Genomic DNA, 24,936 nt, shown 5'->3' on the forward strand with positions numbered 1-24,936 from the left:
AAAATACGGGCAGGTATGCGACCTGCCCGTGAGGCAACAACAAATTAGTACAGCAGACGGGCGCGGATGGTGCCCGGGATCGCTTTCATCGCCAGCAGCGCCTGCTGCGCGACGTCGCCGTCGGCTTCGATATCAATCACCACGTAACCCATCTGCGGGGTGGTCTGCAGATACTGGGCGGCGATGTTGATGTTCTGCGCGGCGAAAATCTGGTTAAGCGCCGTCAGGATGCCTGGGCGGTTTTCATGAATATGCAACAGACGGCGTCCGCCGTGCAGCGGCAGAGAAACCTCAGGGAAGTTCACCGCCGACAGCGTAGAACCGTTGTCGGAATACTTCGCCAGCTTGCCAGCCACTTCCAGACCAATGTTTTCCTGCGCTTCCTGAGTTGAGCCGCCGATATGCGGCGTCAGGATCACGTTATCGAATTCGCATAGCGGAGAGTTAAACGGATCGCTGTTGGTCGCCGGCTCCGTCGGGAAGACGTCAATGGCCGCGCCGGCCAGGTGCTTACGCGACAGCGCATCGCACAGCGCCGGGATATCCACCACCGTGCCGCGAGAGGCGTTGATCAGCAGCGCGCCCGGCTTCATCAGCGCCAGCTCTTCCGGCCCCATCATGTTTTTGGTGGAGGCGTTTTCCGGCACGTGCAGACTAACGACATCGCTCATGTTCAGCAGGTCGGAGAGGTGCTGAACCTGCGTGGCGTTGCCCAGCGGCAGTTTGTTTTCGATATCATAAAAATAGACGTGCATCCCCAGCGATTCCGCCAGAATGCCGAGCTGGGTGCCGATATGGCCGTAACCGATAATCCCCAGTTTTTTGCCGCGCGCTTCAAAGCTGCCTACCGCCTGCTTATTCCACACGCCGCGATGCGCCTTGGCGTTAGCTTCCGGCACGCCGCGCAGCATCAGCAGCAGCTCGCCGATGACCAGCTCAGCCACCGAACGGGTGTTCGAGAACGGGGCGTTAAATACCGGGATACCGCGCTTCGCCGCCGCATCCAGATCGACCTGGTTGGTGCCGATACAGAAGCAGCCCACCGCCACCAGTTTTTCCGCCGCGGCGAAGATCTCTTCAGTCAGATGAGTACGGGAACGCAGGCCGATAAAATGGGCATCACGGATCGACGCTTTCAGCTCTTCAGTATCCAGCGCGCCTTTGTGAAATTCGATGTTGGTGTAACCTGCCGCACGAAGGTTATCGATTGCTTTCTGATGCACGCCTTCAACTAGCAGAAATTTAATCTTGTCTTTTTCCAGTGATACCTTAGCCATTTCCCCGTCCTGTTTTTATTGGTACTGATGTCGTGCTGAACAAAAACTCTTCCAGCAACATATCAAAAAAAACTATCGCGGCAATATGAACGTTTGCCTCGCCGACCTGAAGAAATATCACGTTGAAGCAAAAGACAGGACAAAACACCAGAAAGAGAATAGATGGCAGATTGTTACTCAGAAAGGTTACGTAAATGTGACACAAGTCACCAAATTAAGGCCATAGAAAAAAATTTAGGGGGAAGCGCGAAACTTCCCCCCGATCGTCTTATTTGTTGACGATGGTCTTCACGCCGTCGGCGGTACCGATCAGCGCCACGTCGGCGCCGCGGTTGGCGAACAACCCGACGGTCACCACGCCCGGGATACCGTTAATGGCGTTTTCCAGCGCGATAGCGTCAAGGATTTCGAGGCCGTGTACATCGAGGATCACGTTGCCGTTATCCGTCACCACGCCCTGACGATATTCCGGGCGGCCGCCCAGCTTCACCAGCTGACGCGCGACGGCGCTGCGCGCCATCGGGATCACTTCCACCGGCAGCGGGAAGTTGCCGAGGATATCAACCTGCTTGGAGGCGTCGGCGATGCAGATAAACTTATCGGCAACCGAGGCGATGATCTTTTCGCGGGTCAGCGCCGCACCGCCGCCTTTGATCATCTGCATGTGGCCGTTAATTTCATCCGCGCCGTCAACGTAGATGCCCAGGCGGTCGACGGAGTTAAGGTCGAATACCGGGATACCGAGGCTTTTCAGCTTCTCGGTAGAGGCGTCGGAGCTGGATACTACGCCTTCAATCTGCCCTTTCATGGTCCCCAGCGCATCAATAAAATGCGCCGCCGTGGAGCCGGTGCCGACACCCACAATGGTGCCCGGTTGTACATATTGCAGCGCTGCCCAGCCGACTGCTTTTTTCAGTTCATCCTGCGTCATGATTATCGTCCGAGATGTGAATACTTACCGCGCATTATAGAACATCGACGGATGAAATGTCCCTGCGATGGCGATCACACATCTGAGCAGACCATTTTCGTCTTTATCAAAAACAAATTTATGTCATAGTGCGGGTTAACGAAAAGTTATGGGGGTACGCCAGAATAATGAAACGACCGGACTACAGAACATTACAAGCGCTGGATGCGGTGATTAGGGAACGTGGGTTTGAGCGCGCCGCGCAGAAGCTATGCATTACACAGTCCGCCGTCTCACAGCGTATCAAACAGCTGGAAAACATGTTTGGCCAACCGCTGCTGGTGCGTACCGTACCGCCGCGCCCGACCGAGCAGGGGCAAAAACTGTTGGCTCTGCTGCGCCAGGTTGAGCTGCTGGAAGAAGAGTGGCTTGGCGATGAGCAGACCGGCTCCACGCCGCTGCTGCTGTCGTTGGCGGTCAACGCCGACAGTCTGGCGACCTGGCTGCTGCCGGCGCTGGCCAACGTGCTCTCCGACTCCCCTATTCGCCTCAATCTGCAGGTTGAAGATGAAACCCGCACCCAGGAGCGCCTGCGCCGTGGGGAAGTGGTCGGCGCGGTGAGTATTCAGCCGCAGGCGCTGCCAAGCTGCCTGGTCGATCAACTCGGCGCGCTCGATTACCTGTTCGTCGCCTCGAAGGAGTTTGCGCAACGCTACTTCCCTAACGGGGTAACGCGTTCTGCGCTGCTGAAAGCGCCGGTGGTCGCCTTCGATCATCTCGACGATATGCACCAGGCGTTCCTGCAGCAAAACTTCGACCTGCCGCCGGGCAGCGTGCCCTGCCATATCGTCAACTCGTCGGAGGCCTTCGTGCAGCTGGCGCGTCAGGGCACCACCTGCTGTATGATCCCGCATCTGCAGATCGAGAAAGAGCTGAAGAGCGGCGAGCTTATCGACCTGACGCCAGGGCTTTTCCAGCGCCGGATGCTCTACTGGCACCGCTTTGCACCGGAAAGCCGCATGATGCGCCGGGTGACCGATGCGCTTATTGATTACGGCCACAAGGTGCTGCGCCAGGATTAAACGACAGGCATAAAAAAAGCCACTTCACTGAAGTGGCTTTTTTGTCGCTGTGGCTTACTGAGCCGGTTTCGGCGCTTCCGCTGGTTTCGCCGGCGCGGCAGGCGCGGCGGCCTGTGCTGGCTGCAGTTCGAAGACCACGTCAACCTGATCATCAAACTGGATGGTCGCCTGCTCGTAGGTTTCCTGCGCGGAGACCGGCGCGGCGTCAGCCGCCTTCATCATGCGAACCATCGGGCTCGGCTGATAGTTGGAAACATGGTAACGCACGCTATAGACCGGACCCAGCTTGCTGTGGAAGCCAGCAGCCAGCTCCTGCGCCTGATGTACCGCATCATCGATAGCCGCTTTACGCGCTTTATCTTTGTAGGCATCCGGTTGCGCAACGCCCAGCGATACGGAACGAATTTCGTTCAGCCCCGCTTTCAGCGCGCCGTCCAGCAGGCCATTCAGCTTATCGAGCTGACGCAGGGTAACTTCGACGGTACGCACCGCGCGATAGCCTTTAAGGATGCTTTTCCCGTTCTGATAGTCGTAATCAGGTTGGGTACGCAGGTTCGCCGAGCTGATATCCTTTTTGGCAATGCCGCTCTTTTCAAGGAAAGAGAGATATTGCGCAACGCGATCGTCAGCCTGTTTTTTTGCCGATGCCGCATCTTTTGCCGCGACGTTAACTTCAATCGCCAGAGTGGCGATATCCGGAACCGCTGCAACGCTTGCTGTGCCTGAAGTCACAATATGCGGGCCATCCGGCAATTCACTTGCCTGCGCCGCCATAGTACTGAATCCGAGTGCTGCCGCCAGGGCTAAGACTTTTAACTTCACTGTCGTTTCTCCATCTTGCTTAGGTCGCCCATTTTAAGGACGCATGCCAGCTAGCTTAGCGCTTACGCGCGGAAAGTCCATCGGACTAAGCCTGGTTGATGAGCATCTGTATATGTTGCAGGCCATCTTTTGCCAACTGCAGGGCGATAAACCACATCACCAGCCCGACAAGCACGTTGATGATTCGCTGCGCCCGCGCGGTGCGTAAACGCGGCGCCAGCCACGCGGCCAGCAGCGCCAGGCCGAAGAACCATAAGAATGACGCGCTAATCGTCCCCAGCGCGAACCAGCGTTTGGGCTCGACCGCCAGCTGTCCGCCGAGGCTTCCAAGCACCACAAAGGTATCGAGATACACATGAGGGTTAAGCCAGGTCACCGCCAGCATGGTGACAATGATTTTCCAGCGCCCCTGCTTCATGACCTCGGCGCTGGCCAGCTCGAGATTATTGCTCATCGCCGTCTTCAGCGCGCCGAAGCCGTACCATAACAGGAAAGCGACGCCGCCCCAGGTGACCAGCGCCAGCAGCCACGGCGACTGCATCAGTAGCGCGCTACCGCCGAAAATTCCGGCGCAGATCAACGCCAGATCGCTAAGCGCGCACAACAGCGCAATCATTAAATGATACTGGCGGCGGATACCCTGATTCATCACGAAAGCGTTTTGCGGCCCGAGCGGCAGGATCATCGCCGCGCCCAGCGCAAGCCCTTGAAAGTAATAAGATAGCATCGTTTAATTTTCCGGTTTCATCGTTAATGCCGGAGAATATAGCGCGCCGTCAACATTAGCGGAAATTGATAATTTTAATCATTAATAAGTGAAGCTAATAGCTACAGGCAAAAAAAAGACCGGCGATGCCGGTCTTGTGCCATTGCTGGAAAAAATTACTGCGCTTTTTCCTGCTGATTCACCATATGTACGTCCATCTGCGGATACGGGAAGCTGATGCCATTGGCGTCGAAATCACGCTTAATGCGCTCCAGCACGTCCCAGTAGACGTTTTGCAGGTCGCTGCTTTTGCTCCATACGCGAACCACGAAGTTTACCGAAGAGGCGCCCAGTTCGTTAAGACGAACGGTCATTTCGCGATCGCGCAGAATGCGGTCGTCGGATTCGATAATCGCGGTCAGCAGTTGTTTCACCTTATCGATATCGGCATCGTAGGAGACGCCGATAATAAACTCATTACGGCGCGCCGGCTCACGGGAGAAGTTAATGATATTGCCAGCGATGATTTTGCCGTTCGGCACCACCACGATTTTGCCATCGACGGTACGCAGAGTAGTGGAGAAAATCTGCACGTTCTGCACCGTGCCCGCGATGCCGCCGAGATCGACATATTCACCGGCGCGGAACGGGCGGAACATCACCAGCAGCACGCCTGCGGCAAGGTTCGACAACGACCCCTGCAGCGCCAGACCCACGGCCAAACCGGCGGCGCCCAGCACGGCAATCACTGAGGCGGTCTGCACGCCAACGCGGCCCAGGGCGGCAATCAGCGTAAAGGCGATAATCGCATAGCGTACCAGCGCGGAGAGAAAATCGGCGACAGTCGCGTCGATCTTACGCGCCAGCATCAGGCGGTTGACGGTGTTAGAAACGATGCGCGCCACGATCATCCCGATGATCAGGATAACGATAGCGGCAACGATGTTGACGGCATAGCTCAGCAGCAACTCCTGGTTGCGCGCCAGCCAGGTCCCGGCATGGTTGATGCTATCGACAACGTTCAAATCTTCCATTTAACATTCCTTATGAATCCCCGTACGGGTAATAAAAAAACCAAACCAGAAAAATGACAATCAGGTTATAGGGTAAACAATAAGTGCGGATTTTGCCAAACCGATCACAGTTTGTTGACGAGATTTAGTCTGGGAAGATAAATAAAAAAGCCCGCATTATGCGGGCTTTCAGGTAAGAAAGAGAATTTTCTTACAGAACGTCGATCGCGTTCAGCTCTTTGAATGCCTGCTCCAGACGAGTCACCATAGAGGTCTGAGCGGCACGCAGCCATACGCGCGGATCGTAGTATTTCTTGTTCGGCTGGTCTTCGCCTTTCGGGTTGCCCAGCTGGCCCTGCAGGTAAGCTTCGTTCGCTTTGTAGTACTGCAGGATACCGTCCCAGGTCGCCCATTGGGTGTCGGTATCGATGTTCATTTTCACAACGCCGTAGCTGACGGAGTCTTTGATTTCCTGAGCGGAAGAACCGGAACCGCCGTGGAAGACGAAGTTCAGGCTGTTGTGCGGCAGGTTGTGTTTCTTAGAAACATATTCCTGAGAGTCGCGCAGGATAGTCGGAGTCAGAACCACGTTACCCGGCTTGTAAACGCCGTGTACGTTACCGAAGGAAGCGGCGATGGTGAAGCGCGGGCTGATTTTGCTCAGCTCGGTGTACGCGTAATCAACGTCTTCCGGCTGGGTGTACAGTGCGGAAGCGTCCATGTGGCTATTGTCCACGCCGTCTTCTTCACCGCCGGTGCAGCCCAGTTCGATTTCCAGAGTCATGCCCATTTTGGCCATGCGAGCCAGGTACTTAGAGCAGATCTCGATGTTTTCGTGCAGGGACTCTTCAGACAGGTCGATCATGTGGGAAGAGAACAGCGGTTTGCCGGTGGCAGCGAAGTGTTTTTCACCCGCGTCCAGCAGGCCGTCGATCCACGGCAGCAGTTTCTTCGCGCAGTGGTCAGTGTGCAGGATAACCGGCACGCCGTAGTGTTCAGCCATCTGGTGCACGTGATGCGCGCCAGAGATAGCGCCGAGGATAGCAGCGCCCTGCGGAACGTCAGTTTTCACGCCTTTGCCCGCGATGAACGCAGCGCCGCCGTTAGAGAACTGAACGATAACCGGAGAACGAACTTTCGCAGCAGCTTCCAGAACGGCGTTGATGGAGTCAGTCCCCACGCAGTTTACCGCTGGCAGAGCAAAGTTGTTTTCTTTAGCTACCTGGAACACTTTCTGAACGTCGTCGCCAGTGATGACGCCCGGTTTTACGAAATCAAAAATTTTAGACATGTTACTTAGTCCTGTATCTGTATCTTCGACCGTTGAAGAAGGTTCGCGAGCTGTACAAAATTGTACGTTAGCGCGCTGAAAAACAGGCGGGTTTCCCCGCCTGAACTAAATTACTGCTTAGCGCGCTCTTCGAGCATTGCTACTGCCGGCAGAACTTTGCCTTCCACGAATTCGAGGAATGCGCCGCCGCCAGTGGAGATGTAGGAGATTTTGTCAGCGATGCCGAACAGGTCAATCGCCGCCAGGGTGTCACCGCCGCCTGCGATAGAGAAACCTTCGCTGTCTGCGATAGCATTAGCGACGATTTCAGTACCTTTACGGAAGTTCGGGAATTCGAATACGCCAACCGGGCCATTCCACAGGATGGTTTTGGCGTTTTTCAGGATTTCAGCCAGTTTCTGTGCGGAAACGTCGCCGAGGTCCAGAATCTGCTCGTCATCTTTGATGTCGTTAACGGATTTCAGGGTCGCGGTGGCGGTTTCAGAGAACTCGGTAGCGACGCGAACGTCAGTCGGAACCGGGATATCGCAGGTGCTCAGCAGGCGCTTAGCTTCGTCAACCAGGTCCGCTTCGTACAAGGATTTACCGACGTTGTGGCCTTGAGCGGCAACGAAGGTGTTAGCGATACCGCCGCCGACGATCAGCTGGTCAGCGATTTTGGACAGGGAGTCGAGAACGGTCAGTTTGGTGGAAACTTTAGAACCGCCAACGATAGCAACCATCGGACGAGCCGGCTCTTTCAGCGCTTTACCCAGCGCGTCGAGTTCAGCGGCCAGCAGCGGGCCTGCACAAGCGACATCGGCGAATTTACCGATACCGTGGGTGGAAGCCTGCGCGCGGTGCGCGGTACCGAAAGCGTCCATGACGAATACGTCGCACAGCGCAGCGTATTTCTTAGACAGCTCTTCGTCGTCTTTTTTCTCGCCTTTGTTGAAGCGAACGTTTTCCAGAACCACCAGTTCACCGGCAGCAACGTCAACGCCATCCAGGTAATCTTTAACCAGACGAACCGGGTTAGACAGTTTGTCTTTCAGGTAATTAACAACCGGCAACAGAGAGAATTCTTCGTTGTACTCGCCTTCGGTCGGACGACCCAGGTGAGAAGTAACCATTACTTTAGCACCCTGTTTCAGCGCCAGTTCGATGGTCGGCAGGGAGGCGCGGATACGCGCGTCGCTGGTCACTTTGCCATCTTTAACCGGTACGTTCAGATCAGCACGGATGAAAACGCGTTTACCAGCCAGATCCAAATCGGTCATCTTAATTACAGACATGGTGAATCCTCTCGTTGATTCTTGATAAAGTTTTGCAAGCGCCGCAGCGCCTTACCTGAAACCTTGCGCGGCCATCGCTAACGTCGTGTCGAGCATTCGGTTAGCAAAGCCCCATTCGTTATCGCACCAGACCAACGTTTTGATCAGATGCGCGCCACTGACCCGGGTTTGCGTGCCATCGACGATGGCGCTGTGCGGGTCGTGGTTAAAATCTGTCGAGACCAACGGTAATTCCGTATAGTCAACTATACCATGAAATGCTCCCTGTGCTGCTTTTTGCAGCAACTGGTTGACTTCACAGGCCTTTACCGGTTTTTTCACCGTCACGCTCAGGTCTATTGCGGTGACGTTAATCGTCGGTACACGTACCGCGATCGCCTCAAAACGGTCGTTAAACTGCGGGAAAATACGGGTGATCCCCGCCGCAAGTTTAGTATCAACCGGAATAATTGACTGGCTGGCCGCACGGGTGCGCCGCAGATCCGGATGATAGGCATCGATCACCTGCTGGTCGTGCATCGCGGAGTGGATTGTCGTGACCGTTCCTGACTCAATGCCGTAGGCATCATCTAGCAGTTTAATGACCGGAATAATGCAGTTGGTAGTGCAGGAGGCGTTGGAGACAATGCGGTGCTCCGCGCGCAGTTCATCATGGTTGACGCCGAAGACTACCGTTGCGTCGAGATCGTTGCCGCCAGGATGTGAAAAGAGCACTTTCTTCGCGCCAGCCTGAAGATGGGCTTCGCCATGTTCACGGCTACCGTATACGCCGGTACAGTCCAGCACCACATCCACCGCCAGCTCCTGCCAGGGCAGCGCGGCGATAGAAGGCTCATGCAGTAGACGAATGACGTCATCGCCGACATACAGCTGTTCCCGCTCCTGGCGAACATCCCAGGAAAAACGGCCATGGCTGGTGTCGTACTTCAATAAATGCGCAATGCCTGCGGCATCCGCCAGTTCATTGATCGCCACCACGGTGATTTCCGCACGACGCCCGGATTCATACAAAGCGCGAACCACGTTGCGTCCTATGCGACCGAAGCCATTAATCGCGATGCGTATGGTCATAGGTCTCCTGCAAGGTTATCCCTGATTTGAGGTGGCTGACAGAGTAATCCAGCAACGCCTTTAGGGGAACCTTACCTGTCGCAAACTGCGACTGATTGATTAATTGTCGAACATTTATACGACTGAAACGCTTCAGCTAGAATAAGCCAAAGTCGGAATAAAAGGAATGTTTGTCCAGAGCAATAAACCAGCTATATGACTTGCGTCACATTTTCTTTGGAATAATTTACAGGGTAGTTACATGTTCAAGGAATAGTGCCTACAAAAAAACCGGGTGGCGAGATAAAGCAAAACGGTAACCCAGGGGTTACCGTTTTTGGTGTTCGCACCCTCTCCTGTGGGAGAGGGTTGGGGTGAGGGCATCAGCCCGCACCGTACCAGCGATTACAGCAGCGCTTTCGCTTTAGCGACAACGTTGTCAACGGTGAAACCAAACTCTTCGAACAGCTGCTCAGCCGGCGCAGACTCACCGAAGGTGGTCATGCCAACGATGGCGCCGTTCAGGCCCACGTATTTGAACCAGTAGTCCGCGATACCGGCTTCTACCGCTACGCGGGCAGAAACGGCTTTCGGCAGTACGGATTCACGATAGGCCGCATCCTGCTTGTCGAATGCGTCGGTGGACGGCATGGAGACCACGCGCGCCTTCACGCCTTCGGCGGTCAGTTTGTCCCACGCGGCAACCGCCAGTTCCACTTCTGAACCGGTAGCGATGAAGATCAGTTCCGGCTGGCCGGCGCAATCTTTCAGCACATAACCGCCGCGGGCCACGTTTGCCAGCTGCTCTGCGGTACGCTCCTGCTGCGCCAGGTTCTGACGGGAGAGGATCAGCGCGGTCGGGCCGTCCTGACGCTCTACGCCATATTTCCACGCAATCGCGGATTCAACCTGGTCACACGGACGCCAGGTGGACATGTTCGGCGTGACGCGCAGGGAAGCGACCTGCTCTACCGGCTGGTGAGTCGGGCCATCTTCGCCCAGACCGATGGAGTCGTGGGTGTAGACCATCACCTGACGCTGTTTCATCAGCGCCGCCATACGTACCGCGTTACGCGCATACTCGACGAACATCAGGAAGGTAGAGGTGTACGGCAGGAAACCGCCGTGCAGCGCGATACCGTTGGCAATCGCGGTCATACCGAATTCACGTACGCCGTAATGGATGTAGTTACCGGCGGTGTCTTCGTTGATCGGCTTAGAACCGGACCACAGGGTCAGGTTGGACGGCGCCAGGTCGGCAGAACCGCCGAGGAATTCCGGCAGCAGCGGGCCAAACGCTTCGATGGCGTTCTGCGATGCTTTACGGCTGGCGATCTTCGCCGGATTCGCCTGCAGCTTAGCGATGAACTCGTTAGCTTTCGCGTCGAAGTCAGACGGCATTTCGCCTTTCATACGGCGGGTGAATTCGGCAGCTTCCTGCGGGAAGGCTTTGGCGTAGGCGGCAAACTTCTCGTTCCACGCGGCTTCTTTCGCCTGGCCGGCTTCTTTCGCATCCCACTGCGCATAGATGTCAGACGGGATTTCAAACGGAGCGTATTTCCAGCCCAGCGCTTCGCGGGTCAGCGCGATTTCAGCGTCGCCCAGCGGCGCGCCGTGGGAATCATGGGTGCCTGCTTTGTTCGGCGAACCGAAGCCGATGATGGTTTTGCACATCAGCAGGGACGGTTTGTCGGTGACCGCGCGCGCTTCTTCTACCGCGCGTTTGATGGCGTCAGCGTCGTGACCGTCAACGCCGCGCACCACGTGCCAGCCGTAGGCTTCAAAGCGTTTCGCGGTATCGTCGGTGAACCAGCCTTCAACGTGACCATCAATGGAGATGCCGTTGTCATCATAGAACGCCACCAGTTTACCCAGTTTCAGGGTACCGGCCAGGGAGCACACTTCGTGAGAAATGCCTTCCATCATGCAGCCGTCGCCCATGAAGGCGTAGGTGAAGTGATCGACGATGTCGTGCCCTGGACGGTTAAACTGCGCCGCCAGCGTTTTTTCCGCGATAGCCATACCGACTGCGTTAGCGATACCCTGACCCAGCGGGCCGGTGGTGGTTTCCACGCCTGCGGTGTAGCCGACTTCCGGGTGGCCCGGAGTCTTAGAGTGCAGCTGACGGAAGTTTTTCAGTTCTTCAATCGGCAGATCATAACCGGTGAGGTGCAGCAGGCTGTAAATCAGCATGGAACCGTGACCGTTGGACAGCACGAAGCGGTCGCGATCGGCCCAGGACGGGTTCTGCGGGTTATGGTTCAGGAAATCACGCCACAGGACTTCGGCAATGTCAGCCATGCCCATCGGGGCGCCAGGGTGGCCGGATTTGGCTTTCTGTACAGCGTCCATGCTCAGCGCACGAATAGCGTTGGCAAGCTCTTTACGTGAGGACATTTTGACTCCAGTTCGGATGTTATAAGGCCATGCCCTTAACGACTTGACGAGAGCGCGTTTTGGGCTACGCCGGAAAAAAGTGTGAACAATGTAACCCAAGCGACAAAGCATGTACATGGAGCATCCTTTTGCCCATTAAGAAATCTCTGGAACACGTTGTGCTGCCGCGGAATCCACTCGCCCGGATCATGAGATACTATTTATACTTTGCACAGGACGAGGCGGGTCCGTCGTCGCCCATTATTCAGATAAAAAACCATAAGATTGTGGAAGATAAAAATGAAAATTCGCTCAACCCTTCTTGCCTTCGGGATCGCAGCAACATTAACCGGATGTCAGAACATGGATTCCAACGCCCTGCTGAGCTCCGGCGCGGAAGCATTCCAGGCCTACTCTCTTAGCGACGAACAGGTAAAAACCTTAAGCGACCAGGCGTGTAAAGAGATGGACGCCAAAGCCACTATTTCCCCGGCCAGCAGCGAGTACAGCAAACGCCTGAGCAAGATTGCCGCCGCGCTGGGCGATAACATCAACGGCCAGCCGGTCAACTACAAGGTCTATGAAACGAAAGACGTCAACGCCTTCGCGATGGCCAACGGCTGCATCCGCGTTTACAGCGGCCTGATGGACCTGATGAACGATAACGAAGTAGAAGCGGTTATCGGCCACGAAATGGGCCACGTTGCGTTGGGTCACGTGAAGAAAGGCATGCAGGTCGCGCTGGGCACTAACGCTGTGCGCGCGGCGGCGGCCTCCGCTGGCGGCATCGTCGGCAGCCTGTCGCAGTCGCAGCTGGGCGATCTCGGCGAAAAACTGGTGAACTCGCAGTTCTCCCAGCGCCAGGAGTCGGAAGCGGACGACTACTCTTACGACCTGCTGCGTAAACGCGGCATCAATCCATCGGGGCTGGCCACCAGCTTCGAAAAACTGGCCAAGCTGGAAGCCGGCCGTCAGAGCTCCATGTTTGACGATCACCCGGCGTCGGAAGCCCGCGCGCAGCATATTCGCGATCGCATGAAGGCCGACGGTATTAAATAAACGACAGCGGGAGGCATTATCGCCTCCCTTTTTTATATACCCGTAAAAATATTTAGCCGCATCAATTGATAATTTAAGCGCACAAACCGTTAATTATTATCACAGCGCATCACAGCCAATTATTTTATACCCGGCGATTCAGAAATATATTATTTGGTAAATTAAAAAGGTCGCACATTATCTGGCTTTCAGAATCGTCTTTACCCGAATAATAAATAGTCCACCCCTTACTGCCTGGCGCACGACTCACGCGCCATACAGCCTGTTTCCGGCTGCAATAACTGCTCACACAATGATTGCTTTCGACATTATTTCAGGAGAATATCTGACTGGCAGTGATTCCCATGAATATATCGACAGACAGAGAAGTGCCCTCAGTGAAAAAAGAATTACCATTAATCGCACTTGGCATTATTGCCGCCGCGCCGGCTTTCGCCAGCCAACAATCTACCAGTCAGGGCTTTATTGAAGACAGCCACCTGGATCTCTTTTTACGTAACGCTTATATCAAACGCGATTATCGCGATGGATTGCCGGATAAAGCCGAATGGGGTCAGGGTATTATCGCTACCTTCGAATCCGGCTTCACCCAGGGACCGGTCGGCTTCGGCGTTGACGGCATTGCGCAGTACGCCGTGCGCCTCGACGGCGGTCGCGGCCGCAGCGGCGCGGGCGGTATCGACTTTTTCGCCCAGGATGATGATGGCCGCGCGAAGTCCGATTTAGCCAAATTCGGCGCTACCGCCAAAATGCGCTTCTCGAATACCGTACTCAGCTACGGCAGCCAGCGCCCGATGCTGCCTATCGTCTACGCCGATGACTCGCGGCTGCTGTACGAGAGCTATACCGGTACCATGCTGACCTCAAGAGAAATCGACGGTCTGGAAATTAACGCCGGTTATCTCACCGATCAGCAGCGCAAAAGCGACGACAGCCACAACAGCGGCCTGAAGAGCCTGACCTTTGGCGGCGCCAGCTATCAATTCAACGACCAGCTCAGCGGCGCGCTATACGCTTCACACGTCGAGGACGTGCTGAATAAGCAATATCTCGGCCTGAACTACAAGCAGCCGTTCGCCGCCGACCAGCAGCTGATTGTTGACTTCAACGGCTATAACTCGCGCTTAGATCAAGAATATGCCGACGCCAATGACACCGGGCGCAGCAACAGCATCTGGAGCCTGGCCGCCAGCTATATCTGGGATATTCATACCTTTAAAGTCGCGTACCAGCAAAGCAGCGGCAGCACCGGCTACCACTACGGCGGGTATCAGAATCAGGGCGGCGTCGGCGATGGCGGCAACACCATCTGGCTGGCTAACTCCTACTGGTCAGATTTTAACGGCGAGGATGAGCGTTCCTGGCAGGCCTCCTATGGCCTGGATTTTGCCGGACTGGGCGTACCGGGCCTGAGCTGGACTACCGCCTACGTTCGCGGCGATAACATTAAAACCGCCGAGACCAGCAACGGTAAAGAACACGAATGGTTCAACCAGGTGCAGTACCAGGTGCAAAACGGTATGGCGAAAGATTTGAAATTGAGACTCCGCTATTCGGTGCTGCGCGTTTCCAGCAACGCCAGCGACTATAACGTCAGCGGTAATGAAGTGCGGTTCTACGTCGAATATCCGTTTAACGTATTTTAACCGTGTAATGAACCCTCTCCTGCGGGCCGGCCCTCTCCCGACGCGCAGGAGCAACCGTCCGGCGCCTTGATTAACCCCCTGTGCCGTGCGGTACCCTCTCCCCGGAAGGGAGAGGGTTGGGGTCACTGGGTTATCATTAATACAGCGTTTTCTGCGGCGGGCCGGCAAAGCGCAGCGCGCCAATCTGGCCCATTTTCACTTCCACCACCGATGGCCCAGGCATCGCCAGCGCTTCGGTCATCACCGCCTGGAAATCCTCAGCGCGTTCCACGCTCCACGCCTGCAGACCAATCGCCTGCGCCAGCAGGGTAAAGTCCGGCGTGTGCAGCTCGTTGTAATACTGGCGGCCGCCAAAGTATTTATCCTGAATACCGCGCATCACGCCGTAGCCGCCATCGTTCATAATCAACAGCGTCACGTTGGCCTTCTCCTGCGCCAGGGTCGCCAGCTCGCCAAGGTTGAGGCTCAGGCCACCGTCGCCGACCAGGCCGACCACTTTCCGTTGCGGATTGGCAATCGCGGTACCCACCGCCATCGGTAGCCCCATACCGATGGCTCCGGCCAGAGAATGGATATTCATCAGCGGGCCGTGAGCGCGGAACAGGCGGCTGCCCCACAGGCTGCCGGAAACGGTAATATCGCGCACCAGAATGCCGTCATCGGGCAGCGCCTGCGCAATCGCGTCATTCAATTTAGCGTAAGCGCCGCACTGGTCGCGCAGCCCCTGCTCCGCCGCCTCTACCGCCGCTTTAAGCTGGCTATCCCAACGCGCATCGCCCCACATCCGGCCCTGTACCCGCGCTGCCAGCGCCGCTAATAGCGCCCGGCAGTCCGCCACCAGCGTGTTGTCCATCAGGTAGTTACGACTAGCCGCCGCCGGATCGATATCAATCTGCACCCTCGGCGTTGGCAGTTCCAGCGTCCACGAGCGCGTTTCGTTGCTGCGCAGCCGGGAACCGGCCACAAGTGTGAAATCACATTGTGAAATCAGCGCTTCAACCGAGGGAGAATTATGAAACGCGCGCAGGCTGGCGCGATGGCCATCCGCCAGAATGCCGCGGCCGTGGGTACTGGAAATCACCGTCACTCCGGCATCCGCCAGCGTCTTCACCGCCTCAACGCTCTCTAACGCGCCGCCGCCAAGCCACAGCAGCGGCTGCTTCGCCTGCTTAAGCTGCGCCCACAGCGCATCGACCATCGACGCCTCCGGCTCAATCGCCGGAGCGCGTTTCAACGGCGCGGTCAGCAGCGAAAGCGGAATTTTGGCGCTCTGAATGTCGATTGGGATCTCCACCGAGACCGGGCCGCACGGCGGCGTCTGCGCCTCCTGAATCGCCTTATGCAGTATTGCCACCGCCTGGTTGGCGTTGCTAATGCGGTAAGCGCGCTTCGAACTGGCTTTCAGGAAGGTCAACTGATCGCGGGTTTCATGAATAAAACCGGTATCGGCGTCCAGCCAGGCTTTTTCGACCTGTCCGGTCAGGTGCAGCAGCGGCGTACCGGCGTTCATCGCCTCAACCAGCGCGCCGACCGCATTACCCGCGCCCGCGCCGGTGCTGGTCAGCGCCACGCCGAGCCCTGAAAAACGGCCATGGGCGTCGGCCATGGTCACCGAGCCCGCTTCGCCGCGCGCCGGAACAAAGCGGATTTTTTCCCGCTGGCCGACGGCATCGGCGATCGGCAGGTTATGGATAGAAATGACGCCATAAATGGCTTCAACGTGATACTGCTCCAGCGTTCTGGCGATGGCATCGCCGACGGTTATCATTTCGCTCATTGCTCACCCTTTCTCAGTCGCACCAGTGGTTGACGCTATTACCCGTCGCCAGATAAATGCTCTTTTGTTGCATCCAGGCTTTCAGCCCCTGGATCCCTTTTTCGCGGCCCAGACCGCTCTCTTTAAAGCCCCCGAACGGGGTCGAAATGGAGAAAACTTTGTAGGTGTTGATCCACACCGTACCGGCTTCCAGTTGCTCGCTCAGACGCAGCGCGCGGCCGGTATCGCGCGTCCAGATCCCCGCCGCCAGTCCGAAGACCGAATCATTGGCCTCGCGGATCAGCGCCGCTTCATCGCGAAAACGCATCGCCACCAGCACCGGCCCGAAGATCTCTTCCTGGCAAACGCGGGCCTGATTGTTCAGCCCTTCAATAATGGTCGGCAGGAAGTAGCTCCCCGCCGCCAGCGCCGGATCCGCCGGGATCTCGCCGCCGCATAGCACGCTGCCGCCTTCGCGTTTCGCCAGCTCGACGTACTCCAGCACGCTCTGGCGGTGTTTATCGTTGATCAGCGGCCCGACGTGGGTGCCAGCGCTGAACGGATGACCAACCCGCAGTCCTTGGGTTAACTCCAGCAGGCGGGCCATTAATTGCGGATACACTTTTTCATGGACAAACAGCCGCGAGCCGGCAATACAGGCCTGGCCGCCGGAGCTGAAAATGCCGTAGCAGATGCCCCGCGCCGCCTGTTCGATATCGGCATCTTCCAGCACGATGGTCGGTGATTTGCCGCCCAGCTCCAGCGACGCCGGGATCAGCTTTTCCGCCGCTACGTGCGCCAGGTGACGCCCGGTGCTGGTGCCGCCGGTAAAGGAAATTTTGCGTACCTTAGGATGGCGGGCCAGCGCATCGCCGATAATCGATCCTTTACCCGGCAGCACGCTCAGCAGTCCGGCGGGTAAACCGGCCTGCTCGAAGATCTTCGCCAGCTCCAGCGCCATGAGCGGCGTGGCTTCCGCCGGTTTGAGGATCACCGCGTTCCCGGCGGCGATCGCCGGGGCCACCTTCTGCATTTCACTGGCGATCGGCGAGTTCCACGGCGTGATCGCCGCCACCACGCCCAACGGCTCATAGCGGCTCAGGGTCAATAGATCCGCCTGCCGCGGCGTCGGCAGCTCGCCCTCCAGCAACTCGCAGGCGGCGGCAAAATAGCGTGCGGTACCGGCGGCGCTCATCACCAGCCCTCGCGCTTCCGCCAGCGGTTTACCGTTATCGCGGCTCTGCTTTTGGGTGAGCTCATCAACCTGTGCTTCAATCAGATCGGCAACCTTATGCAGGATCTTCGCCCGCTGATGCGGCAGCATCGCCCGCCACGTTGGCTCCCGCCAGGCGCGGTCGGCGCAGTCGATCGCCTCCTGCAAATCATCGAGGCTTGCCGCATGCAGCGCCGCGTTAATAGCGCCATCCGCCGGAAACTGGCTGTGCATCAAATTGCCGCCGCCGCGACGCCACTGGCCGCCGATAAAAATGTCTAATTCGTCCATCTCAGCCTCTCTGCGTTATGCCAGTTCACGGCAGGCGCGTACCGCGCTCAGTGCCGCGAGGGTCGATGTTTTCGGATTGCTGGCGAGCGGCAGGCCGCTCAGCTCCAGGTGAAACTCGCCGAACAGTCCTTCGGCGTGTAGCGTATGGGTGTTGCGTTGCGTCGCCGGATCGACCATCAATTGCACCCGAGTCGCGTCAAGGCCGATACCGCCCAGCGCGATGGTTGCCGCCACGTTGGCATTTGCCGGGAATAGCCGCGCCGCCTCGCGAGCGCTGCCTTCAAAGAAAATTTGCGCTTCATTGATCGCACTGAGGTCGATAAGCTGTTCGGCATAGCTGCCGCGCCAGCTGGCCGGGCTTTTACGCGACTGATAGGTCACTCGTTCAAGACCGCCCTCTTTCGCCGCCGCCAGGCCGTCAATCCCGGCGACTGCGCCAGCCAGCAGCGTCAGCCTGCCGCCCGCCTGGCGTAAACGCTGTTCCAGTTCGCTGTCCGCCAGCGCGCCGGTTGAGATCACCGCCAGATGCCAGCCGCGCGCCAGCACCGCTTCGCCGTACTGCGCGACCGCCTGCTGGCTGGCGCATTCCAGCACCAGGTCCGGCGTCTCTTCGCACTGCAGCGGATCGGTAAGCGGCGTCACCGCGTGGCCGAACTGCTGGCGGATCGCCGCATGATGCGATTCGCGGGCGACGATCCAACCCAACGTCACCTGCGGCGGCAGGCGTTCAATCACCGCCTGCGCCATCGCGCCATAGCCGATTAACATGACCTTTTTCATCATCTTTCCTTACAGATGGCGGCAGAAACCGCCGGAAACGTCCAGCGCCGCGCCGGTGGTAAAGGAGGCCAGCGGCGAAGCGAGGAATAGCAGCGCCTGTGCCGGTTCCTGCGGTTTGCCGAGGCGCGCCATCGGGATCCCACGCTTGCGGGCGATTTCGGCGGTCCACTGCGGCCAGCTCTGGCTCTTATCGCTGCGGTTTTCGAAACGGCGCTGCCACTGCCCGGATTCGACCATTCCCAGCAGGATGGAATTCACGCGGATGCCTTTCTCCACCAGCTCTTTCGACAGGGTCAGCGTCATATTGAGCAGCGCGGCACGGGCAGCAGAGGTGGCAATCATGTGCTCTTCCGGCTGCAGCGCCAGCAGCGAGTTCACACAGGTAATCGAGGCGATATCCGACTGTTCAAGCTGCGGCTGGAAGGCCTTTACCGGGTTAATCACGCCGAACAGTTTCAGTTCGGCTTCGTGCAGCCAGGCCTCGCGCGGGGTATCGGCGAAGTGGGCGACATAGCCCTGCCCGGCGTTATTAATCAGCATGTCGGCGCCGCCGAAACGCGCGGCGACCGCGTCAGCGAAGGCCTGAACTTCCGCTTCGTTCAGTACGTCGCAGCGCCAGGAGAACACCTCGCCTTCTGGATATTCGTTTTGCAACGCCGCATGGGCGCTGGCCAGCCGATCCGGGTTGCGGCCGCAAAAGGCGACCTTCGCCCCTTCGCCCAGCAGCAGGCGCAGCGTTTCAAAGCCGATCCCTGACGAGCCGCCGGTGACTACCGCGACGCGTCCTTCAATTTGTGCATTCATCGCGCACCTCTTCCCCTATGCGTAAAAGCTGTTGATTAAAAAAGGTTTCGTTATCGAGATAGCTGGCATGTCCAGCCTGCGGGATGGCGATGTAAGGGGCGCCGTAACGCAGCGCCACTCCCTGCACCAGCTCCGGTTGGGTAATGGCATCCTGCTCGCCACACCACACCGTGAGACGGCCGCGATAGTCGGCGAGCCAGCGGTGGATGTCGTCATGCGCCAGCATCCAGGCAGCGGCGAGGTAGCCTTCGCTACGCAGCCTGCGCATGCCTGCCGCCACCGTCGCCACATCGGCTTCGCGCGCGCCGGGGCGCAGCAGTTTTGCCGCCCGCCCCTGCGCCATCGCCTCGCCGCCCAGCGCCATCTGCTGTTGACGTCCCTGCCAGACTTTTTCCCGCTGCGCGGCTTCCGCCTGACCGTAGCCCTGCGCGACGTCGGCGAGTACCAGATAAAGCACCCGCTGCGGGTATTTCGCGGCGAAGGCGGCCGCCACCAGCGCACCCAGCGAATGGCCGACCAGTATGGTTTGCTCTACTCCAGCGCGGTCCAGCATTCGCGCCAGCGCGTCGGCGTAATCACCGGCATCCGCCGGCGTTGCCGACAGCATCGGGCTCTCGCCATAACCGGGCATATCCCAGGCCAGCACGCGGTAACCAGGCAACGCCATCTGTTTATGCCAGGAGGACGCGCCGGAACTGATGCCGTGCAGCAGCGTCAGCGGAATGCCGCTTCCTTGTTCACGAAAACCCGTCATCATCGCCCCTTAGTTACGTTTTACTTTTGCCAGCGGATGATCTTCCGGGTAGGTCGGAATATGTGGCTTATGGGTGCCGAGCATCACGCACATCAGCGCCTCTTCTTCGCCGTGGTTGAACAAACCACGATAGATTCCGGGCGGTACCGAGATCAGATCCCGTTCGCGCAGTACGGTTTCGGTATAGTTGTCGCCGTCCTGAATCATCAGGGTGATCTGCCCTTTGAGCATGAAGAACACCTCTTCTACGTCATCATGCAGGTGCAGCGGGCCTTCACATTTGGACGGCAACACCATGGTGGAGAAGGTGAAGTGCTCTGCCGGAACGGTGTTGGTATCGCTGGCGACGCCGGTGGCGCCGGTGCCGATGTAGCGCATCTGCGCGCGGCGATATTTCGGGTCGAAATCGGCCTGGAATTTCAGCGCATTCCAGTCGTATTTACGGCCTTCGAAGCGCGCGATACGCGACTCCACCCACTCTTCCATCGTCAAATGTTCAGGTTTCAGACTCTGTTTTGCAGTTACGGTTGAATCAGTCATCGTTTTATCCTCAGTAACGTCTCAGCAGCGGCAGTAACAGGGCGCAGCCCACCGCCGCCATCACCGCCAGAAAAATCAGCCCGGAATCCATGCTATGGGTGAAGGCGATAAGCGCGCCCATCACCGCCGGCGATAAGGCCCCGGCAAAGTTTCCCAGCCCGTTGAAAATCCCGCCCGCCGTGGCGCTGACCCGTGGATGGGTCGCTTTAGCCAGCAGCGCGAAAATGTTTGGCGCGCCGGTGCCCCACATAAAGGTGCTAAAGCTCATCGCCGCAATCACCGGTAATGGCGCGCTAAAATGCATCACCGCCGCCAAACCGATTCCGGCGCCCGCCAGGGAAATAAAGCAGGCGGCGGCGCGCTTATCGACGCGGTCGGACAGCCAGGCGCCGATAATTTCGCCCAGCAGCATGGCGATAAACGGCATCGACGACAGCCAGCCGGCGTGTTCCAGATGAATGCCTTTGCCTTTAATCAGGTAGCCCGGCAGCCAGCCGTTGATCCCCCACAGATAGGCGAGAAAGGCGATATTGAAGATGCAGATCATCCAGAAATGCGGGCTAACGAAGAGCTCGCGCCGCGCGCTGCGGCGCGCTTCCTGCGACGTTTTATCGCTGCCGACTTTCGCCTCCAGCTGCACGCCGCGCAGCCCGATACGCACAAAAATCAGCACCGGCACCGTCAGCATCGCCATCACGAAAAAGGTGCTCTGCCAGCCGAAGGTATTGAGTAGCCAAATTGACAGCGGAAAACCTAGCGCCGCGCCAACCGGCGTGCCGAGCAGCCACAGCATGGTGGCGCGAGCCTGCAGCCGCTGCGGGAAGGTGTGGCGCACCACGGCGAACGCCAGCGGGAACAGCGGCCCTTCGGCGATGCCCAACAGGATGCGCAGCGTCACCATCAGCGCGTAGTTGTGGGTGAAGCCCATGATCACCATCAGGATGCACCACACCACCATCATTCCAGTTAGCAAGCGCAGCGGCGCAATCCGGTCGCCAAGACCGCTTAATAACACTGACGAGAAGCCGTAGCTCAGCAGAAAGGCGCTCATCAAAATACCCAGCCGGGTGGTATCGAAATCGATCCCCATCGCCTGCTGGAAGTGGCTATCGGAAAACAGCGCGGCGATACTGATTTTGTCGAAAAACGCCAGCAGTACGCAGGCCAGCAGCGACAGCGGAATGGCCCAACGCACCGCCTTTTCAGGCGTGCGGACGCCCTCGCCGCGCGCCTCAGCAGGCGCGGCGTTAGTCTCTAATGTGGTCATTTCTCCCCCTTAAGGGTTCGCGTTAATTATCGCAATGACATCAGCGAGAAAGTCGGGTCAGCGAGCGGGACGTCAGAGAGATCCCTCCCCGCCGCCATCCAGCGCTTCGCCAGCTTCACGGTACGTGCATTATTGAAGGCCACCAGCTGCGTTAAACGTCCATCGGCATTGAGCGAGAAATAGAGCGCGCCCTGCGGCTCGTCACGCACGATGGTACGGCTGCCCGCCTGCGGGATCCCCAGGATCTGGATATTGCGATCGTATTGATCCGACCACAGCCATGGCGCCTCGTCGTAGCCGCTGGCCTGCGGATCGAGCATCGCTTTCGCCGTCGCGATGGCCTGATTTTGCGCAAAGGCCCACGACTGAATGCACAGGCCATACTGATGATGCTGAGCGACATCGCCGGCGGCGAAAATCGCCGGATCGCTGCTGCGTCCCTGGGCATCGACGACAATCCCGCGCTCGACAGCGAGCCCGGCATCGCGCGCCAGTTCCAGATTGAGATCGACGCCGATCCCCACCACCACCGCATCGAAGGTTTCCCGCTGGCCGTCGCAGTGCAGCGTCGGCAGGCCGTTATCATCTTCCAGCTCCAGCGCGCCGCAGCCGCGGCGAATATCAACGCCCTGCCGGCGATGCAACTCATCCAGCGCCTGCGAGACCTCCATACTGACCGAGCGCATGCACAGCGCCGGCTGCTGTTCATAAAGGGTCACGGCTACGCCGCTTTTGCGCGCCGAGGCGGCGATTTCGAGGCCAATCCAGCCGCCGCCGACGATCGCCAGCCGCGTTGCCGATGCCAGCCGCTGCTTCAGACGCTGCGCGTCCTGCCAGTGGCGCAGGGTATAGACCTGCGGATGCTGCGCCCAGGCCTCGGACGGCAGGCGCGCGCGGCCGCCGGTGGCGATCAGCAGTTGGTCGTACGCCAGCGTTTCGCCGTTGCTCAGCGCCAGGGTTTTATTTTGCCGGTCGATCGATTCCGCGCGCAGCGGGCGGTACCAGCGCAGATCCAGCGCCTGTTGCGCCTCGGCGCTGAATAATCGCGGCAGCGCCGGTTCGGCCTCCAGCAATGCCGCTTTCGACAGCGGCGGGCGCTCGTAAAAATCCCATTGCTCTTCGGCAACCACGCAAATCTCGCCGCTAAGCCCTTCATCACGCAGCGTTTTCGCCGCCCAGCCGCCAGCCTGGCCGCCGCCGATAATGACTATCCGCGCCGTCATACCGCCTCCGGTTTTTTCTGCTGGCGACGGGTATCGTGATCGATACCGCCTTCCACCGCCCATTCGGTAAAGGACACGAGTGAATGCTCCAGCTCGCGCGGCTGCCAGTTTTCCGTCAGATAGTCATCGTTGGTGTAGTACTCAAAAGCGCCGCCGGTCGGGCTGTTGACATACCAGAAGTAGGCCGAGGAGACCGGATGGCGGCCGGGGCCGATAAACGTGCTCCAGGCGTTTTTATTCATCGCAATGCCGCCGCCGATCACTTCGTGAATATCACGTACGGTAAATGCGACGTGGTTAAGTCCACGTTTGCGGTTGGGCAACTGCAATAAGAAGAGGTTATGGTGGCCGCCGCGCACGCCGCAGCGCAGGAACACCGCGCGATTGATATAGCGGTCTGACACCTGGAAGCCGAGCACTTCGCGATAGAAACTTTCTACCGCCGCCAGTTCTTCCACGAAGAACACCACGTGGCCGACGTTAATCGGCTGCGCGCGGTCGTACACCGGGCTTGGGGTGTCGATGCGACGTACATCGCCCCACTGGTTGATCGGCTCGACGTTCAGTTCCACCGCCGTTTGCTGGCTTACCTGCACCCGCAGCGTCATACCGTTAGGGTCGCGGCACTCCAGCGCGCCGTCGATTTCACGGAAAGCGGGCTGACGTTCCAGCTTCGGGCGCAGCGCATCCAGCGCCGCCCGATCCGCCACGCCCCAGGTCATGCGACGCAGGGTGTTGCCCGCCTCAAAGGCTGGCGGCAGGTCGGCGCTATCGGTCGGGTTAAGTTCGACCCGCGCGCCGCTGAGGGTGGTAAACGCGCGGCCGCTGGCGTCGCCGGTCAGGCCAAAATCGCGCATGAATTTCGCGCTGTGGTTCAGGTCGTCTACGCCAAATTCCAGCTTTTCAATTCCGGTAATACTCATTCTTCGTCGCCTCTTTACCGTTCAGTCGCCCGAATTTGGGCGTAAAACATGCCCGACGCAATCAAGCGCCTGCCGTTAAGTTGTTGATTTAACTTGCCTGTGACAAATATCCGAGGAAACCGGAAATTTTGTCCGCCGCCATACTGACCTCGTTCTGTAACCGCTCGCGATCGCTTTGCGGGATCTCGTCCGACGGCACCAGAATGCTAACGACCGCCGCCACCCGGCCGCTGCGGTCAAAGACCGGATAGACAATCGATGAGATACCGTGGCGATAGAACGATTCGCCAATCACATAGCCGCGAGCTTTATCCTGCTGCACCATCTGCCACAGCGCTTCGCGGTCGTACAGCTGGCCCGGCGTATTGCCCGGCAGACGTTCATCCGGGAACAATTGCTCAAACTCGCTGCGGGAAACATCGGTCAGCAGCATTCGGCCAAGCGAGGTGCAGTGCACCGGTAGCCGCGTTCCGACGCTGACCTGGTTGATACGCGAACCGGCGGCGCTGACGCGGGCGATGTAAATGATGTCGCGGCCATCGCGGATCGCCAGATGGCTGCTGCACTGGCTGATATCGCGCAGTTGCTCGATGACCGGCTGACCCACCTGGGCGACATCCAGTGAAGCGATATATTCAAAGCCCAGACGCAGTACGTTCATGCCCAGCGAAAAGGTATTGGTGCGGGCGTTACGCTCGAGAAAGCCCATATATTCCAGCGTCTGCACCACGCGATAGGCGGTCGCTTTCGGCATATCCACCAGCCGATGCAGCTCGGCAAAGGTCAGATCGCGATGCTGCTCGCCAAACGCCAGCAGCAGTTGTAAACCGCGCTCAAGCCCCGGTACCAGGTACTTCACTTCCTGATCGTTCGCCATAC

At 58.2% G+C, this 24,936-nt stretch carries 22 protein-coding genes; 3 read left to right on the forward strand and 19 right to left on the reverse strand.

Features of this window, described 5'->3' with window-relative positions; translation table 11 throughout:
• Nucleotides 1–44: 44 nt before the first annotated feature.
• Together serA and rpiA are read right to left on the reverse strand one after the other, a co-directional pair.
• Nucleotides 45–1,277, reverse strand: coding sequence for a phosphoglycerate dehydrogenase (serA, locus tag PGR09_RS12255; protein WP_015369774.1), 1,233 nt, complete (start codon nucleotides 1,275–1,277; stop codon nucleotides 45–47).
• 268 nt (nucleotides 1,278–1,545) lie between these two features.
• Nucleotides 1,546–2,208 (reverse strand): ribose-5-phosphate isomerase RpiA, encoded by a 663-nt coding sequence (gene rpiA, locus PGR09_RS12260; RefSeq protein WP_430916188.1) that lies wholly within the window; start codon nucleotides 2,206–2,208, stop codon nucleotides 1,546–1,548.
• Between the two features lie 167 nt (nucleotides 2,209–2,375).
• Between rpiA and argP the strand changes: the two genes are divergently transcribed.
• Nucleotides 2,376–3,269, forward strand: a complete 894-nt coding sequence (gene argP / locus PGR09_RS12265) for a DNA-binding transcriptional regulator ArgP (protein ID WP_008806448.1) — start codon at nucleotides 2,376–2,378, stop codon at nucleotides 3,267–3,269.
• 54 nt (nucleotides 3,270–3,323) lie between these two features.
• On the opposite strand, the gene PGR09_RS12270 is transcribed toward argP, so the two are convergent.
• From PGR09_RS12270 to tkt, 7 genes are all read right to left on the reverse strand, one after another.
• Nucleotides 3,324–4,091 carry an oxidative stress defense protein gene (locus tag PGR09_RS12270; protein ID WP_015369771.1) on the reverse strand — a complete coding sequence of 256 codons (768 nt, stop codon included), beginning with the start codon at nucleotides 4,089–4,091 and terminating at the stop codon, nucleotides 3,324–3,326.
• Nucleotides 4,092–4,176: 85 nt separating this feature from the next.
• Entirely contained in the window at nucleotides 4,177–4,818 is a 642-nt protein-coding gene (gene argO, locus PGR09_RS12275; RefSeq protein WP_015703435.1) for an arginine exporter ArgO, read from the reverse strand.
• Nucleotides 4,819–4,973: 155 nt separating this feature from the next.
• Nucleotides 4,974–5,831 (reverse strand): small-conductance mechanosensitive channel MscS, encoded by an 858-nt coding sequence (locus PGR09_RS12280; protein ID WP_015369769.1) that lies wholly within the window; start codon nucleotides 5,829–5,831, stop codon nucleotides 4,974–4,976.
• A 190-nt stretch (nucleotides 5,832–6,021) separates the two neighbouring features.
• A complete protein-coding gene (fbaA, locus tag PGR09_RS12285; protein ID WP_004144748.1) occupies nucleotides 6,022–7,101 on the reverse strand; it encodes a class II fructose-bisphosphate aldolase in 1,080 nt (359 codons plus the stop codon).
• A gap of 110 nt (nucleotides 7,102–7,211) precedes the next feature.
• On the reverse strand, nucleotides 7,212–8,375 hold the full coding sequence (gene pgk, locus PGR09_RS12290) for a phosphoglycerate kinase (RefSeq protein WP_015369762.1): 1,164 nt from the start codon (nucleotides 8,373–8,375) through the stop codon (nucleotides 7,212–7,214).
• A gap of 51 nt (nucleotides 8,376–8,426) precedes the next feature.
• Entirely contained in the window at nucleotides 8,427–9,446 is a 1,020-nt protein-coding gene (epd, locus tag PGR09_RS12295; RefSeq protein ID WP_015369761.1) for an erythrose-4-phosphate dehydrogenase, read from the reverse strand.
• Between the two features lie 384 nt (nucleotides 9,447–9,830).
• Nucleotides 9,831–11,822: a transketolase gene (gene tkt, locus PGR09_RS12300; protein ID WP_045392025.1), complete on the reverse strand. Its 1,992-nt coding sequence runs from the start codon at nucleotides 11,820–11,822 to the stop codon at nucleotides 9,831–9,833.
• 279 nt (nucleotides 11,823–12,101) lie between these two features.
• Here tkt and PGR09_RS12305 point away from each other — a divergent pair, with 279 nt between their 5' ends.
• Complete coding sequence (locus PGR09_RS12305) at nucleotides 12,102–12,860, forward strand: M48 family metallopeptidase (RefSeq protein ID WP_015703437.1); 759 nt, start codon at nucleotides 12,102–12,104, stop codon at nucleotides 12,858–12,860.
• Between the two features lie 377 nt (nucleotides 12,861–13,237).
• The gene (locus tag PGR09_RS12310) at nucleotides 13,238–14,506 is read left to right on the forward strand and encodes an OprD family outer membrane porin (protein WP_015958965.1); all 1,269 of its coding nucleotides are present in this window, start codon (nucleotides 13,238–13,240) and stop codon (nucleotides 14,504–14,506) included.
• A gap of 136 nt (nucleotides 14,507–14,642) precedes the next feature.
• Here the strand turns inward: PGR09_RS12310 and PGR09_RS12315 are convergent, their stop codons facing one another.
• The 10 genes from PGR09_RS12315 to PGR09_RS12360 form a co-directional block, all read right to left on the reverse strand.
• Nucleotides 14,643–16,283 (reverse strand): thiamine pyrophosphate-binding protein, encoded by a 1,641-nt coding sequence (locus PGR09_RS12315; RefSeq protein ID WP_430916189.1) that lies wholly within the window; start codon nucleotides 16,281–16,283, stop codon nucleotides 14,643–14,645.
• A 13-nt stretch (nucleotides 16,284–16,296) separates the two neighbouring features.
• Entirely contained in the window at nucleotides 16,297–17,766 is a 1,470-nt protein-coding gene (locus PGR09_RS12320) for an aldehyde dehydrogenase (RefSeq protein ID WP_047078923.1), read from the reverse strand.
• 15 nt (nucleotides 17,767–17,781) lie between these two features.
• On the reverse strand, nucleotides 17,782–18,546 hold the full coding sequence (locus tag PGR09_RS12325) for an aspartate dehydrogenase (RefSeq protein WP_063415655.1): 765 nt from the start codon (nucleotides 18,544–18,546) through the stop codon (nucleotides 17,782–17,784).
• Nucleotides 18,547–18,555: 9 nt separating this feature from the next.
• Nucleotides 18,556–19,350, reverse strand: coding sequence for an SDR family oxidoreductase (locus PGR09_RS12330; protein ID WP_049046612.1), 795 nt, complete (start codon nucleotides 19,348–19,350; stop codon nucleotides 18,556–18,558).
• On the reverse strand, nucleotides 19,334–20,104 hold the full coding sequence (locus tag PGR09_RS12335) for an alpha/beta fold hydrolase (RefSeq protein ID WP_122542288.1): 771 nt from the start codon (nucleotides 20,102–20,104) through the stop codon (nucleotides 19,334–19,336). The genes PGR09_RS12330 and PGR09_RS12335 overlap by 17 nt, the downstream gene beginning before the upstream one ends.
• Before the next feature lie 9 nt (nucleotides 20,105–20,113).
• A complete protein-coding gene (locus tag PGR09_RS12340; protein ID WP_045392044.1) occupies nucleotides 20,114–20,644 on the reverse strand; it encodes a cupin domain-containing protein in 531 nt (176 codons plus the stop codon).
• A 10-nt stretch (nucleotides 20,645–20,654) separates the two neighbouring features.
• On the reverse strand, nucleotides 20,655–21,911 hold the full coding sequence (locus tag PGR09_RS12345) for an MFS transporter (protein WP_047078918.1): 1,257 nt from the start codon (nucleotides 21,909–21,911) through the stop codon (nucleotides 20,655–20,657).
• 26 nt (nucleotides 21,912–21,937) lie between these two features.
• Entirely contained in the window at nucleotides 21,938–23,134 is a 1,197-nt protein-coding gene (locus PGR09_RS12350) for an NAD(P)/FAD-dependent oxidoreductase (RefSeq protein ID WP_430916190.1), read from the reverse strand.
• Nucleotides 23,131–24,057, reverse strand: coding sequence for a VOC family protein (locus PGR09_RS12355; protein ID WP_045379551.1), 927 nt, complete (start codon nucleotides 24,055–24,057; stop codon nucleotides 23,131–23,133). Before PGR09_RS12355 ends, PGR09_RS12350 begins: the two co-directional genes overlap by 4 nt.
• Nucleotides 24,058–24,145: 88 nt before the next feature.
• Complete coding sequence (locus PGR09_RS12360; RefSeq protein WP_045392053.1) at nucleotides 24,146–24,934, reverse strand: IclR family transcriptional regulator; 789 nt, start codon at nucleotides 24,932–24,934, stop codon at nucleotides 24,146–24,148.
• Nucleotides 24,935–24,936: the final 2 nt, after the last annotated feature.

Origin of the sequence: Klebsiella sp. 141251 (genome assembly GCF_050600725.1) — a bacterium.
Classification (GTDB): domain Bacteria; phylum Pseudomonadota; class Gammaproteobacteria; order Enterobacterales; family Enterobacteriaceae; genus Klebsiella; species Klebsiella aerogenes.

What these genes read in the sequence shown, in the direction of transcription:
- PGR09_RS12360 (WP_045392053.1), bottom strand. Translation starts at nt 24,934, where the DNA reads ATGGCGAACGATCAGGAAGTGAAGTACCTGGTACCGGGGCTTGAGCGC.
- serA (WP_015369774.1), bottom strand. Translation starts at nt 1,277, where the DNA reads ATGGCTAAGGTATCACTGGAAAAAGACAAGATTAAATTTCTGCTAGTT.
- PGR09_RS12335 (WP_122542288.1), bottom strand. Translation starts at nt 20,104, where the DNA reads ATGACGGGTTTTCGTGAACAAGGAAGCGGCATTCCGCTGACGCTGCTG.
- PGR09_RS12280 (WP_015369769.1), bottom strand. Translation starts at nt 5,831, where the DNA reads ATGGAAGATTTGAACGTTGTCGATAGCATCAACCATGCCGGGACCTGG.
- PGR09_RS12340 (WP_045392044.1), bottom strand. Translation starts at nt 20,644, where the DNA reads ATGACTGATTCAACCGTAACTGCAAAACAGAGTCTGAAACCTGAACAT.
- PGR09_RS12355 (WP_045379551.1), bottom strand. Translation starts at nt 24,057, where the DNA reads ATGAGTATTACCGGAATTGAAAAGCTGGAATTTGGCGTAGACGACCTG.
- argO (WP_015703435.1), bottom strand. Translation starts at nt 4,818, where the DNA reads ATGCTATCTTATTACTTTCAAGGGCTTGCGCTGGGCGCGGCGATGATC.
- PGR09_RS12325 (WP_063415655.1), bottom strand. Translation starts at nt 18,546, where the DNA reads ATGAAAAAGGTCATGTTAATCGGCTATGGCGCGATGGCGCAGGCGGTG.
- PGR09_RS12305 (WP_015703437.1), top strand. Translation starts at nt 12,102, where the DNA reads ATGAAAATTCGCTCAACCCTTCTTGCCTTCGGGATCGCAGCAACATTA.
- PGR09_RS12330 (WP_049046612.1), bottom strand. Translation starts at nt 19,350, where the DNA reads ATGAATGCACAAATTGAAGGACGCGTCGCGGTAGTCACCGGCGGCTCG.
- PGR09_RS12320 (WP_047078923.1), bottom strand. Translation starts at nt 17,766, where the DNA reads ATGGACGAATTAGACATTTTTATCGGCGGCCAGTGGCGTCGCGGCGGC.
- PGR09_RS12315 (WP_430916189.1), bottom strand. Translation starts at nt 16,283, where the DNA reads ATGAGCGAAATGATAACCGTCGGCGATGCCATCGCCAGAACGCTGGAG.
- fbaA (WP_004144748.1), bottom strand. Translation starts at nt 7,101, where the DNA reads ATGTCTAAAATTTTTGATTTCGTAAAACCGGGCGTCATCACTGGCGAC.
- PGR09_RS12350 (WP_430916190.1), bottom strand. Translation starts at nt 23,134, where the DNA reads ATGACGGCGCGGATAGTCATTATCGGCGGCGGCCAGGCTGGCGGCTGG.
- rpiA (WP_430916188.1), bottom strand. Translation starts at nt 2,208, where the DNA reads ATGACGCAGGATGAACTGAAAAAAGCAGTCGGCTGGGCAGCGCTGCAA.
- tkt (WP_045392025.1), bottom strand. Translation starts at nt 11,822, where the DNA reads ATGTCCTCACGTAAAGAGCTTGCCAACGCTATTCGTGCGCTGAGCATG.
- PGR09_RS12345 (WP_047078918.1), bottom strand. Translation starts at nt 21,911, where the DNA reads ATGACCACATTAGAGACTAACGCCGCGCCTGCTGAGGCGCGCGGCGAG.
- epd (WP_015369761.1), bottom strand. Translation starts at nt 9,446, where the DNA reads ATGACCATACGCATCGCGATTAATGGCTTCGGTCGCATAGGACGCAAC.
- pgk (WP_015369762.1), bottom strand. Translation starts at nt 8,375, where the DNA reads ATGTCTGTAATTAAGATGACCGATTTGGATCTGGCTGGTAAACGCGTT.
- argP (WP_008806448.1), top strand. Translation starts at nt 2,376, where the DNA reads ATGAAACGACCGGACTACAGAACATTACAAGCGCTGGATGCGGTGATT.